General features: G+C 42.7%; 16 protein-coding genes and 1 pseudogene. 2 read left to right on the forward strand and 15 right to left on the reverse strand.

Going from position 1 to position 14969, the window contains the following annotated elements:
* Positions 1-37: 37 nt before the first annotated feature.
* Positions 38-1203 (forward strand): annotated as a pseudogene (locus FQT24_RS04690) (IS30 family transposase).
* A gap of 283 nt (positions 1204-1486) precedes the next feature.
* Here the strand turns inward: FQT24_RS04690 and FQT24_RS04695 are convergent.
* Both FQT24_RS04695 and budA read right to left on the reverse strand, forming a co-directional pair.
* Positions 1487-2239 (reverse strand): YhfC family intramembrane metalloprotease, encoded by a 753-nt coding sequence (locus FQT24_RS04695; RefSeq protein WP_143952339.1) that lies wholly within the window; start codon positions 2237-2239, stop codon positions 1487-1489.
* A gap of 9 nt (positions 2240-2248) precedes the next feature.
* Positions 2249-2980, reverse strand: a complete 732-nt coding sequence (budA, locus tag FQT24_RS04700; protein ID WP_000360314.1) for an acetolactate decarboxylase — start codon at positions 2978-2980, stop codon at positions 2249-2251.
* 141 nt (positions 2981-3121) lie between these two features.
* On the opposite strand from budA, the gene FQT24_RS04705 reads away from it, so the two are divergent.
* A complete protein-coding gene (locus tag FQT24_RS04705; protein WP_143952340.1) occupies positions 3122-4393 on the forward strand; it encodes an aminotransferase-like domain-containing protein in 1272 nt (423 codons plus the stop codon).
* 125 nt (positions 4394-4518) lie between these two features.
* Here FQT24_RS04705 and FQT24_RS04710 read toward each other — a convergent pair whose 3' ends face one another.
* The 13 genes from FQT24_RS04710 to FQT24_RS04770 form a co-directional block, all read right to left on the reverse strand.
* A complete protein-coding gene (locus tag FQT24_RS04710) occupies positions 4519-5334 on the reverse strand; it encodes an ABC transporter substrate-binding protein (RefSeq protein ID WP_143952341.1) in 816 nt (271 codons plus the stop codon).
* Positions 5335-5491: 157 nt separating this feature from the next.
* Entirely contained in the window at positions 5492-6145 is a 654-nt protein-coding gene (phoU, locus tag FQT24_RS04715) for a phosphate signaling complex protein PhoU (RefSeq protein WP_000946459.1), read from the reverse strand.
* 11 nt (positions 6146-6156) lie between these two features.
* The gene (gene pstB / locus FQT24_RS04720) at positions 6157-6915 is read right to left on the reverse strand and encodes a phosphate ABC transporter ATP-binding protein PstB (RefSeq protein WP_000133484.1); all 759 of its coding nucleotides are present in this window, start codon (positions 6913-6915) and stop codon (positions 6157-6159) included.
* Positions 6916-6927: 12 nt separating this feature from the next.
* Positions 6928-7731: a phosphate ABC transporter ATP-binding protein PstB gene (pstB, locus tag FQT24_RS04725; RefSeq protein ID WP_143952342.1), complete on the reverse strand. Its 804-nt coding sequence runs from the start codon at positions 7729-7731 to the stop codon at positions 6928-6930.
* 10 nt (positions 7732-7741) lie between these two features.
* Positions 7742-8626, reverse strand: a complete 885-nt coding sequence (gene pstA / locus FQT24_RS04730) for a phosphate ABC transporter permease PstA (RefSeq protein WP_000543046.1) — start codon at positions 8624-8626, stop codon at positions 7742-7744.
* Positions 8616-9533 (reverse strand): phosphate ABC transporter permease subunit PstC, encoded by a 918-nt coding sequence (pstC, locus tag FQT24_RS04735; RefSeq protein ID WP_143952343.1) that lies wholly within the window; start codon positions 9531-9533, stop codon positions 8616-8618. Before pstC ends, pstA begins: the two co-directional genes overlap by 11 nt.
* On the reverse strand, positions 9533-10411 hold the full coding sequence (locus tag FQT24_RS04740; protein ID WP_000746329.1) for a phosphate ABC transporter substrate-binding protein PstS family protein: 879 nt from the start codon (positions 10409-10411) through the stop codon (positions 9533-9535). Before FQT24_RS04740 ends, pstC begins: the two co-directional genes overlap by 1 nt.
* A 220-nt stretch (positions 10412-10631) precedes the next feature.
* A complete protein-coding gene (locus FQT24_RS04745; RefSeq protein ID WP_143952344.1) occupies positions 10632-11936 on the reverse strand; it encodes an RsmF rRNA methyltransferase first C-terminal domain-containing protein in 1305 nt (434 codons plus the stop codon).
* Positions 11937-12710 (reverse strand): inositol monophosphatase family protein, encoded by a 774-nt coding sequence (locus tag FQT24_RS04750; protein ID WP_125411201.1) that lies wholly within the window; start codon positions 12708-12710, stop codon positions 11937-11939.
* Complete coding sequence (locus FQT24_RS04755) at positions 12700-12978, reverse strand: UPF0223 family protein (protein WP_124787277.1); 279 nt, start codon at positions 12976-12978, stop codon at positions 12700-12702. Before FQT24_RS04755 ends, FQT24_RS04750 begins: the two co-directional genes overlap by 11 nt.
* Positions 12978-13379: a Spx/MgsR family RNA polymerase-binding regulatory protein gene (locus tag FQT24_RS04760; RefSeq protein WP_000631259.1), complete on the reverse strand. Its 402-nt coding sequence runs from the start codon at positions 13377-13379 to the stop codon at positions 12978-12980. The genes FQT24_RS04755 and FQT24_RS04760 overlap by 1 nt, the downstream gene beginning before the upstream one ends.
* A gap of 208 nt (positions 13380-13587) precedes the next feature.
* Positions 13588-14205 carry a TIGR01906 family membrane protein gene (locus tag FQT24_RS04765; RefSeq protein ID WP_124787276.1) on the reverse strand — a complete coding sequence of 206 codons (618 nt, stop codon included), beginning with the start codon at positions 14203-14205 and terminating at the stop codon, positions 13588-13590.
* Entirely contained in the window at positions 14195-14968 is a 774-nt protein-coding gene (locus FQT24_RS04770; RefSeq protein WP_124787275.1) for a TIGR01457 family HAD-type hydrolase, read from the reverse strand. The genes FQT24_RS04765 and FQT24_RS04770 overlap by 11 nt, the downstream gene beginning before the upstream one ends.
* Position 14969 lies beyond the last annotated feature (1 nt).

Here is a 14969-nt window from a genome sequence, read left to right on the forward strand (position 1 = left end):
TAAGTGTGAGACGTTTGAGTTAGAAATGAGGTCTACTATGACAAAACATAAACACCTTACCCTTTCAGACCGTAATGATATCCAATTAGGCTTAGAGCGCGGTGAAACCTTCAAAGCTATCGGACAATCCATTCTAAAAGACCCAACTACTGTTTCCAAAGAAGTCAAACGAAACAGACAAGTCCGAGAGTCTACATGCGATAACCTTCCTTGCCCTTTACTCGATAAGGCTCCCTTTGTCTGTAATGGATGCCCTAAAAGAAGACAAAATTGTGGATTTAAAAAAATCTTCTACCTTGCTAAACAAGCTCAAAAACAGTACGAACAAACTCTTGTCGAAGCTCGTGAAGGAACTCCCCTTAATTCCAAGGCCTTCTGGGACATGGACAAAGTCATTTCTGATGGTGTTAAAAAGGGACAACACATCTATCATATCCTCAAAACTCATAACCTTGATGTCAGTTCCTCAACCGTCTATCGACACATCCGAAAAGGATACCTATCTATCGCTCATATTGACCTAGCCAGAGCCGTTAAATTCAAAGAAAGACGGAAAAGGAAACTACCTTCCATCCCTAAAGAAGCTAAAAAAGGCCGTTCCTATGAGGATTTCCAAAACTATTTAGTCCTTAATCAACTAGACTCTTGGCTGGAAATGGACACAGTTCTGGGGAGGATGGGAGGTAAAGTCCTACTTACCTTCAACCTGTCTTTCTGTAACTTTATCTTCGCTAGGCTTCTGGATAATAAAACTGCCCTTGAGGTTACCAAACACCTCTATACCATCAAGACACTCTTCATGAAGCTGATAAAGATTTCTTCCAACTCTTTCCTGTCATTCTTACCGATAATGGTGGAGAGTTTGCCAGGGTTGATGATATCGAAATGGATGTGCGAGGAGAGAGTAAACTCTTCTTTTGTGACCCTAATCGCTCTGACCAGAAAGGGAGAATTGAGAAAAACCACACACTGATTCGAGACATTCTACCTAAGGGAACTGCTTTTGACAACTTAACTCAAGAGGACATCAATCTCGTCTGCTCTCATGTCAACAGTGTCAAACGTGCTGCTTTGAATGGAAAGTCAGCCTATGAGCTCTTTGCCTTTACCTATGGAGAAGAGATTCCTAAGCTTCTAGGTATTTCTAAAATACCTGCAGAAGACGTCTGTCAGTCTTCGAAATTACTCCAACATAAGTTCTAAAAACTAACCTTTAACCGCATTCAAACGTCTCACACTAACTTCCACCATAGCGGAACTTAATCTGAAACGCTTTCAGATGAGGGGATTTTGTGCGCTCTTTTTTTCGATTCCTTTTGGTTACAAAAGCGATGAAATCAAGCATTAGTAAAACCAGTGGAACTTACCCTGACACGGATTTCCACTGGTTTTTAGGATTTTTATCAGACTAACTTCCACTTCTACTAGCGGTGGAACTTAGTTTGCGAATTTACCTTTTAAATAAAAAAAGAGGTTTCCCCTCTTTTTATGATTTTTTGCAAAAGATTGCCTTGGTTCCATAGGCAAGCAGAACAAGTTCAAGTGCTAGGACAACTTCAACCAAGACTGGATTGGTCAACCAGCCAACTTGGGCAAGAGATGGTGCCAGGTCAAAGAAGGCATGTAGTCCATAGGCCGCTAGGAGATAAATCCATTTCTTCTGGCGAACAGCTTGGTAAACCCAAACAGTCAAGAGTAATTGGAAACCTAGCGCCAAGATTCGCTCAAAACCAAGCAAATAAATCTGCCAGACTGATAGCGACTGAATAGTTTTCAACATATTTTCAGACAGCAATTGCATAACCTGTGGATTTTGCGTTTGAACTGCTGAGAGAACGAAGTAGAGATTAAGCAAACTAGTAAGACCTAGGAAAATCAACTCCAAGCCACCATGACCTAACCCATAAGCCAAGGCGTCTGCCTTGTCCAAACTTCTCTTTTTCTCCAACCATTTGAAGAAAACAAGGCGAGCAGTTTCCTCAAAAAGGGCTGCCATGGCTAGACCATAGATGATGTAGACAAGCGGATGGTCTTGCAAGAGGGCAATACTACCGTCTTTTTGAGGGTGCAAAACCAAGATATGCACCAGTTTTTCTAAAATCTGTGAAGAGACAAAGAAGGCAACAGCCCCCAAGCCCAAGACAGCTAGATTAATCTGGTGTTTCTTTTTGGCATACCAAACGCTTCCTAGCAAGAAAGCTAGTAATAGCACCATGGTAATGATAATATGAATGGTCATTTTCTTCTCCTATTCCGCCTTTTCAATATCTTTTTTCATCTCGTCAACATTGAACTTAGCAAACAAGTATTGACGATCTTGGACTGGAAAACGTTGATCCAACTGGTCAACAGCTCCCACCTCAATAATGCCTTCCTTGATGACAAAGTCCATGACATGCCCACCAAAGGTCAAATCATCTGAGATGAAGTGCAGATGGTAGCCTGCCACACTAACCCCATGGAAAATCTCTGGGGTCCAGAAACCAACGATGGTTCCTGCCACATTGTCGCGACTATATTCAGGCTGATGGGTTGCGACCTCAGCAAACTTGGTATCTGGTGTCGACTTGGGAATCATGCGCACATGCATATGTGAAAATTCCCCACGAATCTTGATCGAGCGGAAAAGATTTTCCCCATCATAATAAGACTCAATTCGTTCTTCCAATTCCTTGTCTGTCATCTCAAAGCGCTGGCGGAAAATGACCTCTGCCTGATGTGGTACTACTGCTGCGTAAGGAATAAGGGCATCTGGTGATACTTCCACAATTTCTGGCTGCTCTCCTGATCCCTTGGCCTGATAAGCCTTGCCATCCAAGACAATCAATTCCCCATCAATAGAATCCAAGGTTCCCAAACCAAGGTCACCATGCTCTAGCAATTCTCCTACTGTCATGGTCCCACCATAAAGGCCAGCCATCAAGGCTCCAAGGGTATTGTATTGAAATAATTTCACTGGTTCCTGCACGTTCTTATCCATTCTCTTTCTTGTCTGTTATTCTATAAATGTTACTCCTAAGTATACCACATTTGCCCCTAGATGTGAACGAGAGAAACACTCTAGACATTGCCAAGAAGGAAAAAAAAAGGTACAATGTAACAAAATCAAGGGAGGTCTGGAATGAAGAAACAAAGCAAGTACCAAGAGGTTGTTTCCTATCTAAAAAAAGGTATCGAGTCTGGACGTTTTCCAACGGGTAGCCGCCTACCTTCTATCCGTCAACTGAGCCTTGACTTTCACTGTAGCAAGGACACTGTCCAACGAGCCCTGCTGGAATTACGGCACGAACAATACCTCTATTCCAAGCCCCAGAGTGGCTACTATGTCCTAGAACAAGGGCAACACCAGGATTTAGAAATCGAAGTCACTGACGAACATGCCAATGCCTATGACGATTTCCGGCTCTGTGTCAATGAAACCTTGATTGGCCGAGAAAACTACCTCTTCAACTACTATGACAACCAAGAAGGTTTAGAAGACCTAAGACAGTCCATTCACAAACTCCTCTTTGACCAAGCCCTCTACTGCAAGGCTGACCAACTGGTACTGACTTCTGGGACCCAACAAGCCCTTTTTATCCTCTCTCAAATTTCCTTTCCTAGCCAAGCCAAGGAAATCTTGGTGGAACAGCCGACCTATCATCGAATGAACCGTCTCTTGATTGCTCAGGGTCTGGACTATCAAACGATTGAACGAGGCATTGATGGAATTGACTTGGACCAGCTGGAAGGTCACTTCAAAACAGGACAAATTAAGTTTTTCTATACCATTCCTCGTTTTCACTATCCTCTGGGGCATTCCTATTCTGAGCAGGACAAACGGGCTATCCTTGACTTAGCTGCCAAGTACGGTGTCTATATCGTAGAGGACGATTATCTGGGGGATTTGGACTCTAAAAAGGGCCAGACCTTCCACTATCTGGATACAGAAGAGCGCGTTATTTATATCAAGTCCTTCTCAACCAGCCTCTTTCCAGCCCTGCGGATTACGGCTCTCATTCTGCCAAATGCTATCAAAAAAGCCTTTGTGGCCTACAAAAATATCCTAGACTACGACAGCAACCTTATCATGCAAAAGGCCCTGTCACTCTATATTGACAGTCAACTGTTTGAGAAAAATCGTCTGGCTCGCTTGGCCAATCAGGAAGCTTACCAAAAACAAATCGAGGAAAGACTAGCTAAAACACCTTGTCCCCTTCCTCATTTTCCCCTACACGATGGTTTATTGCTAGACCTGAGACAGTATCCTAAAATCGCCAGTCTCAAACACAGTCAACTGGGCTTAGACTTCTTTGAAGAGGCATATTTAAGCACCTGCCCTTATCAATTTGCCAAGGTGTCCTTAGACATTCTGGAAAAGGTTTTAAACTATTTAAAAGCAGAATTGGAATGACTTCCAACTCTGCTTTTTTCTTATACTCTTCGAAAATCTCTTCAAACCACGTCAGCGTCGCCTTACCGTACTCAAGTACAGCTTGCGGCTAGCTTCCTAGTTTGCTCTTTGATTTTCATTGAGTATTATTCTTCAACTTCTGTTAGGGTTGCTGCTTTTTCAAGATATTTTTGGTAGGTACCGTCATCCTTGAGTTTTTGGATGACCTTGTCCACCACTTCTTTCAAATCAGCACTATTTTTTCTAAGGGCAACGGCATTGGCTTCGCCGTCCTTCATCTTCAAGCTGACAGTTGCGACAGCTAGGTCCGCATTTTTAGCAGCATAGCTAAGAGCAACAGGCTCATCCATGTGAACAGCATCTACTTTTCCAGCCTGTAATTCATTGACTGCTTCACCCATATTGGTTAGGGAAGTCAATTGAGCTTTTGGCAATTGTTCCTTGACCATCGACTCTGGAACAGTCCCTTTTTGAGCTGCAATATTAGCACTTTCTAGGCTAGTTAAATCCTTGTATTTTTCTACATCAGTCTTACGAACCAAGAAACTAATCTTGTTTTCATAATAAGGAATTGAAAAATCAAAGACTTCTTTTCTCTCCTCAGTAGCGCTAATTCCCGCAACTGCTAGATCAGCCTTACCTGTCTGAAGACTAGTCAAGACATTGTCAAAACTCATGCTTGAGATTTCCAACTTAACTCCAAGTTCATCAGCAATAGCCTGTGCCATATCAATATCCGCACCGACTACCTGGTTTTTTCCGTCAACCAAGGATTGAAATTCAAAGGGTGCATAGTCAGGACTGGTCGCCACAACTAATTTTCCCTTTTGCTTAATGGCCTCAACAGCTGACTGAGAGCCGTTAGAGCCCGACTGGCAAGCCACTAAGAAGAAGCTTGCAAGAAAACTACATAAAACAAATATCCATTTTTTTGATTTCATAAATAAACAACCTCTCTGTTAATTTTGTATAATTATAACGCTATCCAAGATACTTGTCAAGTGTTTTTTGAATTTTTATCTTAAAAATATTTTTTTCATTCAATAAAAGGAGCTTTCGGTTGATTTCAAGCTCCTTTTTATACATAATTATCCTATTTTATAGTTCGACAATCTTACCTGTTTCAAAGTAAACAACCCATTCACAGATATTTTTTGCATAGTCTCCAATACGTTCCAAAAAGGCAATCACTTGGAAGTAATCGCGTCCTGTAACGATAGCATCTGGATTTTTCTTGATTTCTTCCGTAGCCAACTCACGAATGCTATCAAAGTAATGGTTGATTTTTTCGTCCATGGCTGCTACTTCATAGGCTTGGTCCACTGAACCATTCAGATAGAGTTCAAGGGCTGCTTCGACGAAATTCTTGACATCGCGACCCATTCTCTTGATTTCTTCTTCAACAGCTGGGATACGTTGTTCCCCCTTCATACGAATGGCTGCTTTTGCAATGGAAACAGCATGGTCTCCCATACGTTCCAAGTCAGATACGGCTTTTAAGACTGTCAAAACAGTACGCAAGTCTTGAGAAACAGGTTGTTGAAGGGCAATCATTTCAAATGATTTCTTCTCCAATTTTACTTCGTATTCGTTTACTTCTGCATCGTCTTCGATGACTTCCTTAGCCAAATCACGGTCATGCGTAACAAAGGCACGCACTGTACGATTGATTTGGGATAGCACTTCTTGTCCCATGGCATAGAACTGGTTGTGCAATTTCTCTAAATCTTCTTCAAATTGAGAACGTAACATCATTTATCTCCTTATCCAAATTTTCCTGAAATATAATCTTCTGTTTCCTTGTGTTGTGGGTTGAGGAACATCTTCTTGGTATCGTTAAACTCAATCAAATCTCCATCTAAGAAAAATCCTGTCTTGTCAGAGATACGAGAGGCTTGTTGCATAGAACGCGTAACCAAGAGCATGGTGTATTTATCTTTTAGGCCATACAAGGTTTCCTCAATCTTACCGGCCGAGATAGGGTCCAAGGCTGAAGTAGGTTCATCCAAGAGAATGATTTTAGGACTGGTTGCTAAGACACGAGCAACACAGACACGTTGCTGTTGTCCACCTGAAAGCCCGATAGCTGAATCATGCAGGCGGTCCTTGACCTCGTCCCAGATAGAAGCTCGTTGTAGGGCTTTTTCTACCGCTTCATCCAGAACCTGCTTGTCCTTCACTCCATTGATACGAAGCCCGTAAACAACATTTTCGTAGATAGACATAGGGAAAGGGTTTGGTTGTTGGAAAACCATACCGATTTCCTTCCGCAATTCAACTGTATCTGTACGTGGACTGTAGATGTTATGGCCATTATAAACTACCGAACCAGTTGTGGTCACCTCTGGATTAAGATCCCCCATGCGGTTGATAGCCTTTAGGAGGGTTGACTTCCCTGATCCAGATGGACCAATCAAAGCTGTAATTTCCTTAGGTTGGAAAGATAGGGAAACACTATTCAAGGCCTTTTTTTGATTGTAGTAAACGGACAGGTCTGACACCTGTAAAATCGCTTCTGTCATACTGTTTCCTTTCTATCCAAAGTGTCCTGTTACGTAGTCATTGGTTGACTGTAGTTTGGCATTTTGGAAAATATTAGAGGTCTTATCGTACTCGATCAAGTCACCCAAGTAGAAAAATCCTGTGTAATCACTGGCACGCGCAGCCTGCTGCATACTGTGGGTCACGATGATGATGGTAAAGTCCTTCTTCAATTCCAACATGGTTTCTTCCAGTTGGGCTGTCGCAATCGGATCCAAGGCAGACGCTGGTTCATCCATCAAGAGGATATCTGGTTTAACAGAAATAGCACGAGCGATACAGAGACGTTGCTGCTGACCACCTGATAGGGTCAAGGCTGACTTGTGCAAATCGTCTTTGACCTGATCCCAAAGGACAGCTTGACGAAGAGAGGTTTCCACAATTTCATCCAAGACTTGCTTGTCCTTAACCCCTGCACGTTCATGGGCAAAAGTGATATTGCGGTAGATAGACTTGGCAAAAGGATTTGGTCGTTGGAAGACCATTCCGATGTGCTTACGCATCTCATAGACATTAATTTCTGGACGGTTGACATCAATCCCTTGGTAGAGGATTTGACCTGTGACCTTGGCAATATCAATGGTATCATTCATACGATTGAGACTGCGGAGGTAGGTTGATTTCCCAGATCCAGATGGGCCAATTAAGGCTGTGATTTTATTTTTTTCAAATTGCATATCGATGCCCTTGATGGATTCTTTTTTACCGTAGTAAACATGTAAATCCTTGGTAGAGAGGACCACTTTCTCTTCAGGAAAGGTGATGATATGCTTTTCATCCCAATTATATTTTGACATGGCTTCTCCTTTAGGCAGCGGTTAATTTCTTATGTAGGTAGCTTCCGAGTTTGCGGGCTCCAAAGTTAAAGATGAGGATAAAGATGAGGAGCACTGCGGCAGAACCTGCTGATACGATGGTTCCATCTGGAATTGTTCCTTCGCTATTGACTTTCCAGATGTGGACAGCCAAGGTTTCTGCTTGACGGAAGATAGAGATTGGGCTAGTCACACTGAGAATATTCCAGTTAGACCAGTCTAGGGCTGGAGCGGATTGTCCTGCTGTATAAATCAAAGCAGCAGCCTCACCAAAGATACGACCAGAGGCTAAGACGACCCCAGTCACAATACCTGGAAGGGCTTCTGGAATGACCACATGGACCACTGTCTCCCAGCGAGAAATTCCAAGGGCCAAGCCAGCCTCACGTTGCGTATGGTGAACGTGTTTCAAACTGTCTTCAACATTACGAGTCATCTGAGGTAAGTTAAAGACTGTCAAGGCCAAGGCACCTGAGATGATTGAAAATCCATACTCAAACTGAACTACAAAGATCAAGTAACCAAAGAGACCTACAACCACTGATGGCAATGAAGACAAGATTTCAATACAGGTTCTGACAAAATTGGTCACAGGACCTTTTTTGGCATATTCAGCTAGGAAAATCCCAGCCCCCATAGACAAGGGCACAGAGATAATCAAGGTAATAACCAGAAGGAAGAAGGAATTATAGAGCTGAATTCCAATCCCTCCGCCTGCTTGGTAAGAAGATGATTTGCCAGTCAAGAAAGACCAAGAGATGTGGGGCAAACCACGAACCAAGATATAAAGAATCAAGGATGCCAAGATGGCAACGATAATTCCTGCAATTGAGTAGAGGACAGCTGTTGCAATTTTATCTAATTTCTTAGCGTGCATAGTTTTTCTTTCCTCTTTCTTTCGTAATCAATTTAATCACACTGTTGAAGGCCAAACTCATCAAGAGCAAGACTAAGGCCAGTGACCAGAGAACGTTATTGTCAACTGTTCCCATAACAGTATTTCCGATACCCATGGTCAAGACAGAGGTCAAGGTCGCAGCAGGTGTTGTCAATGAAGTTGGGACAACGGCTGAGTTTCCGACCACCATCTGAATGGCCAAAGCCTCACCAAAGGAACGCGCCATCCCAAAGACCACTGCTGTGAAAATCCCTGAACGCGCTGCCTTCAAGGTCACGCGCCAGATGGTTTGCCAGCGGGTGGCCCCCATAGCCAAACTAGCTTCGCGGTAGTGACGAGGTACCGCACGCAAGCTATCGGTTGTCATAAAGGTTACCGTCGGTAAAATCATGACAAAGAGTACGAAAATCCCTGACAGAATCCCAAAACCAGTTCCACCAAAGACACTACGTACAAAGGGAACTACGACCTGCAAACCGATAAATCCATACACAACGGAAGGAATCCCGACCAGCAATTCAATGGCTGGTTGCAAGATTCTAGCACCTTTTGGTGAGACTTCAGTCATAAAGACTGCCGCACCGATGGCAAAAGGAGTTGCGATAAGAGCTGATAGGATTGTGACAATGAAGGAACCCAAAATCATGGGAAGGGCACCAAATTGTTTACCTGAAGGATTCCAAGTTTGTCCAAAAAGGAAATCAAAGATATTAACCCCATTGACAAAGAAGGTCGACAAACCTTTTTGGGCAACGAAAATCAAAATCATAGCCACAATGATGACAATCAAAGACAGACAGGCAAAGGTCAAACCTTTCCCTAATTTCTCTAGACGAGAGTTCTTTGAGGGAGAAAGTAATTTTTTAGCTAATTCTTCTTGATTCATTATTGACTCCCTTCTAGTGCTGTCACCGTTCCTACAGCATCTTTTTCAACTTTCATTTCCTTGACAGAAATATAGCCCATTCCCTTAACGATTCCACTTTGCGCTTCATCTGAGAGGACAAAGTTAAGAAATTCTGCAACCAATTCGTTTGGTTGGCCTAAGGTGTACATGTGCTCATAAGACCACAAAGGCCAGTTATTGGTCGTAACATTTTCTGCAATCGGCTCATAGCCATTCAACTTCATACGTTTAACTGAGTCATCCACATAGGCAAAGGCTAGGTAAGAAATGGCTCCTGGTGTCTGAGAAACAATGTTTTTAACCATCCCATTTGAATCCTGTTCTTGACTCTGCACGGCAGATTGACCATCCATGATAACACTATCAAAGGTTGCACGCGAACCAGAACTTGCCGCGCGGTTGATAATGGAAATGGCTAGGTCTTTCCCACCGACTTCTTTCCAGTTGGTCACTTGACCTGTGAAGATGCTACGGAGTTGTTCAGTTGTCAGATTTTCAACATCAACTTCCTTGTTCACAATAACTGCCAAGCCCGCTACAGCAACCTTATGGTCCACTAGAGCGGATGCGTTGATACCGTCTTTTTCCTCGGCAAATACGTCTGAATTTCCTACATCAACAGCTCCAGACTGAACCTGAGACAAACCTGTACCAGATCCTCCACCTTGGACGTTGACTGTTTTTCCAACGTGCATAGAGCCAAATTCATCTGCTGCTGCTTCGACCAAGGGCTGAAGAGCCGTTGAGCCAACAGCTGTCATGGATTCTCCACGATCAATCCAGCTAGCACATCCCGCCAAAGAACCTGCCAGCAAAAGAGCTGCAAGGGATAAAGCGAGTTTTTTCCTTTTTTTCACTGTTTTTCTCCTTGAAAATAATGGTGAATGCTGTGAATTTTTTCAACTATTTATTTATGTTTTTCTTTTGAAAATTGGGAGCCAACTGAAGTTCTTTGCTTAGTTTTACTAGTCATTTGCTCAGTTACCTTGCCCACCAATTTCGACTTAAAATGAAAGACAATTTGAAAAAAATCCATACTTCCACTATAACATAGACAAGCTACTTTGACTAGCATTTTCACTTGAATCTAAGGCCTTTTGGAAAATAATTTTTCAAAACATTTCCAGTCACCTTAGCAAAGCCCAAACCATTGCCCTGAACCAAAACTTGGTACCAACCATTTGGCAGACTTTCCTCAAGCTGAACAGTCTCTCCAGCCACATACTTTACAAACGCTTCTTGGGCAATTTCAACCGACTGCTTGACCTGACTCGGTTTCAAGGCTAGGCCAAGAGCGAAACTGGGCTCAAAGCGTTTCTTCTTAAAGGTACCCAGATGCAGGCCATTGCGAGCAATCTTGAGTTTCCCTAAATCTGGCAAAAATTCTGGCAGGAGATAGAGTTGGTCACCAAAAGTCTGCAAGATTCCCCTTAGATTGATTTTCAGGTGTTTTTGGGCAAATTCCTGCCACAAAGTAACTTGTTCGCGGCTGAGATTGCTCTTACTTGCCTTAAATTTAGGAGCTGGATTGTCACCTCTAAATTGTAAATGAGCTACAAACTGCCCCTCTCCCTTAAACTGATGAGGGTACATCCGAGCTGTTTCTGGCAGGTCAATACCAGCTACCATTCCATTGATATGTTCAACTGGCAGCAAATCAAAATCATACTCTTCCAGTAGCCAATTGACAATCTCTTCGTTTTCCTCGGGGGCCCAGGTACAAGTTGAATAAACCAGACGACCACCTTGAGCTAACATGGTCACGGCATCTGCTAGAATTTCTCTTTGCAAGCTAGCACATTGACTCGGATAATCTAAGCTCCAATAGTCCATAGCATCTGGTTGCTTACGAAACATCCCTTCACCAGAGCAAGGAGCATCAAGGACAATGAGGTCAAAATAGCCTTTAAAAACCTTGGCCAAGCGGTCAGCAGATTCATTGGTCACCACGACATTTGTCGCTCCAAAGCGCTCCATGTTTTCTACTAAAATCTTAGCCCGTTTGCTTGAAATTTCATTGGAAACAAGGAGACCCTCCCCTGCTAGATAGGCTGCCAGCTGAGTTGATTTGCCACCCGGTGCAGCAGCCAAATCCAAGACTTTCATACCAGGACTGGGCTGGGCTACCTGAGCAACCATCTGAGCAGCAGGTTCTTGCGAATAAACTAAACCAGTAGCATGCTCAGGCGATTTCCCAGACACCTTCCCGTAGTGGCCCCAAGGAGTTTGAGGAATGGCATCAGAAAAGGAAACTGGCGCTTCTTTTAAAGGATTGATCCGAAAAGCCGAAACCGCTTCCTCCTCAAAAGAGGCAAGAAAATCTCTTGCCTCATCTCCTAGTATCTCTTCATATTTTTCAACAAATCCTTCTGGAAATTGCATTTAAGTTCTTTTCCTTTCGTAAATATAGGACTGAATTTCCTCCTGCATCTCAAGAGGTAGCATCATGACCGGCTGTCTGGTTTGAAAATTAGGAGTTTCACCAGAAAGGGTCACCACCCGATAGCCCAGACTTTCCCCTAAAATATTAGCGGCAGCATAATCCCATGGTTGCAGATAAGTGACATAGGTCAATAAATGCCCTGACAAAATCTTGGCAAAACTAATGGCCGCACTCCCATAGACACGAACACCGAGGACCGCTCGACTCAAATCAGCCAAGCCCCATTCATTGGTTTCCAGCATGCCACTATTCCCTGCAATAAGGAAATCTCCAAGTGGTTTTGGTTTAAAAGGAGCTAGAGGCTTATCATTTAGACAAACTGGAAAGGCTCCGCCACCGTGGTAACAATCCCCTTTGACCACATCATAAATGAGACCAAACTGACCTTGACCATTCTCAAAATAAGCCATCATAACAGCAAAATCTTCCTGCTGGGCTACAAAGTTATTGGTCCCATCAATGGGATCAATAACCCAAACCCTGCCCTCTTGAACCGAGGCTCGCAGACAACCTTCTTCAGCACAAATCTTATCCTCAGGATAACGGGATAAAATCTCACCAACCAAGAGTTCCTGAACTTCCTTGTCCAGTCTGGTCACCAAATCTGTTGGAGAGGACTTGGTCTCAACACACAAGTCTTCCTGCATGTGGTCAAGGATGTACTGGCCCGCTCTCTTAATAAGCTCTTTAGCAAATTCAAATTTACTTTCCAAGAGAAATCTTCCCTTCCCCTTTTTCCTTGGCAGTCTGAACTGCTCGATAAAGCGAATAGCCACTAACTGTTTCAAATTCTCGGCCCAAACGTTTTTCTTCGCTCTTGCTTGGCACGACCGCTTTGAATTCCTTATAGGATTCCAGTAACTTTTTAGCCTCTACCTTGCCCTCATAGGCAGCTTCAACATCATTAAAAAAAGAAAGCACTGAAGCAAGTTCTTCAGTGCTCCACGACAAATCTAGTGGGTAACTATACTGTTTGTTCATTAACTAATACCAGCTCTCATTCTTGCTTCTTTTAGTTCTTGCTTACGATAACTACGAGGGAGAAAAGCACGAATCTCATCTTCATTAAAACCGATTTGCATGCGTTTAGCATCGATAATAATTGGACGACGCAAAAGACTAGGATACTGCTCAATCAAATGAAGCAATTCCGATACCGAAATACTCTCTACATCAATATTCAATTTTTGAAAAATTTTTGAACGAGTTGAAATGATGTCATCAGTACCATTTTCGGTCAAGGAAAGGATGTGTTGCAATTCTTTTCTTGTTAAAGGACTGGTCATAATATTGTGTTCCACAAAGGGAACCTTATGTTTTTCTAACCAGGCCTTAGCCTTACGACATGATGTACAGCTCGGTGATAGAAATAGTGTAATCATGCTTTTCTCTTCTTATCTATACTTTGCTATTTCTATTATACACAAAAATAAAGCGCTTGACTAGCGATTTTTTAAAAAAAGCCTATTTTTCAAGAAAAATAGACTGTTTGCGAACGATTGATATATTCTGGATTTAGTTAATTCACTCTTAACGATGGTTTTAAATTATATGATTTTTTATATATACAAATTAAAAACGTCTTTCGTTTTACTTCCTACGACTTTTCAGGTACAGAAAACCAAAGAAGCTTTCATAGAGGGTGAAAAAGAGGAGGAAGGCATGAAGGAAGAAGGTCTCTGGCAAAATCAGAATCACTGGATCCTTAGCTGGGTCAAAAAGCCAGGTATCATCTCCCACAAAGAGAATTTGATGGAAAAGAGTAAAGAATTGGTCAAAACCAATCAAAACTCCCCCAAGACCAATCAATACAGGCAAGACAACTAAAGCCAGAAAATTTTTACGATAGAGAGACAAGAATCCCTTTTTCACAATTCCTTTGATAAAGAAATAGAAACTTGGCAGTGTCACTAAGGCTACTAGCTGAACCAAGTGAAAGAGGTTTTTGACCACCGCAAAATGGTGTAGCCCAGCTGCTGACGAACGAAAATCAGGCATCTGCAAGACCTGACTAAAAGGGTTGGTCAGGTAATTCATCAAGATATGAAAGTTGTACTGAATGGTTTCCGGTTTTAGATAGACTCGATTTGTTAAGTTCAACCACTGAATTTCCATAGGATAAAAGATCCAAGCCAGATAGATAGTCAGAAGGATTGAGAGGGAGAGGAGAAAGAACATAGAGCTCCAAAAGATCAATTTAGTTTTCATCAAAGTTCCACTCCGCAAGGCTAGAAACTACATGAGTCGGTGCGATTGGCAGGTCTGCTACTTCTTCTGCCTTGGTAAAACCTGTCGTCACCAAGAGCGTTGGAATGCTATTGTCAATTCCTGCTCGAATATCAGTCAAGTAATTATCCCCAACCATGATTAACTCTTCACGTTCCAAACCTAAGTGCTCAACCGCCTTGTCCATAATAATAGCATTTGGTTTCCCGATATAAACAGGCTTCACTCGTGTTGCTACTTCAAGAAGCGTAATCAGTGAACCAGCACCTGGCAAAAGACCCCGTTCTGTCGGGATATTGAGGTCAGGATTGGTTCCGATAAAGTGAGCTCCCTTTTGAATCGCAAGAGTTGCTGTCGCAAATTTTTCATAGTCGACTTGCCAGTCCAGGCCTACTACTACATAGGCAGGATTCTCCTTGTCTTCGACATAGCCCGCCGCCTTAATGGCATCTTTGAGTCCTGCTTCTCCGATGACATAGACGGTCTTTTCAAGCCCCAAATCATTCATATAATCGATAGTCGCCAAAGTTGCTGTGTAAACAGTCGATAGAGCTGTATCGATATTAAAATTCTGAGCCAACATCTGCTGAACACTCTCAGGAGTGCGGGTTGTATTGTTGGTCACAAAAAGATAAGGAATGTCCCGCTTTTTCAATTCATGGACAAAAGCCTCTCCTGCTGGAATTCGATCCTTCCCCTTATAAATGGTTCCGTCTAAATCAATTAAATAGCCTTTATATTTCATC

It is taken from the genome of Streptococcus mitis (genome assembly GCF_901542415.1).
GTDB lineage: Bacteria > Bacillota > Bacilli > Lactobacillales > Streptococcaceae > Streptococcus > Streptococcus mitis_BL.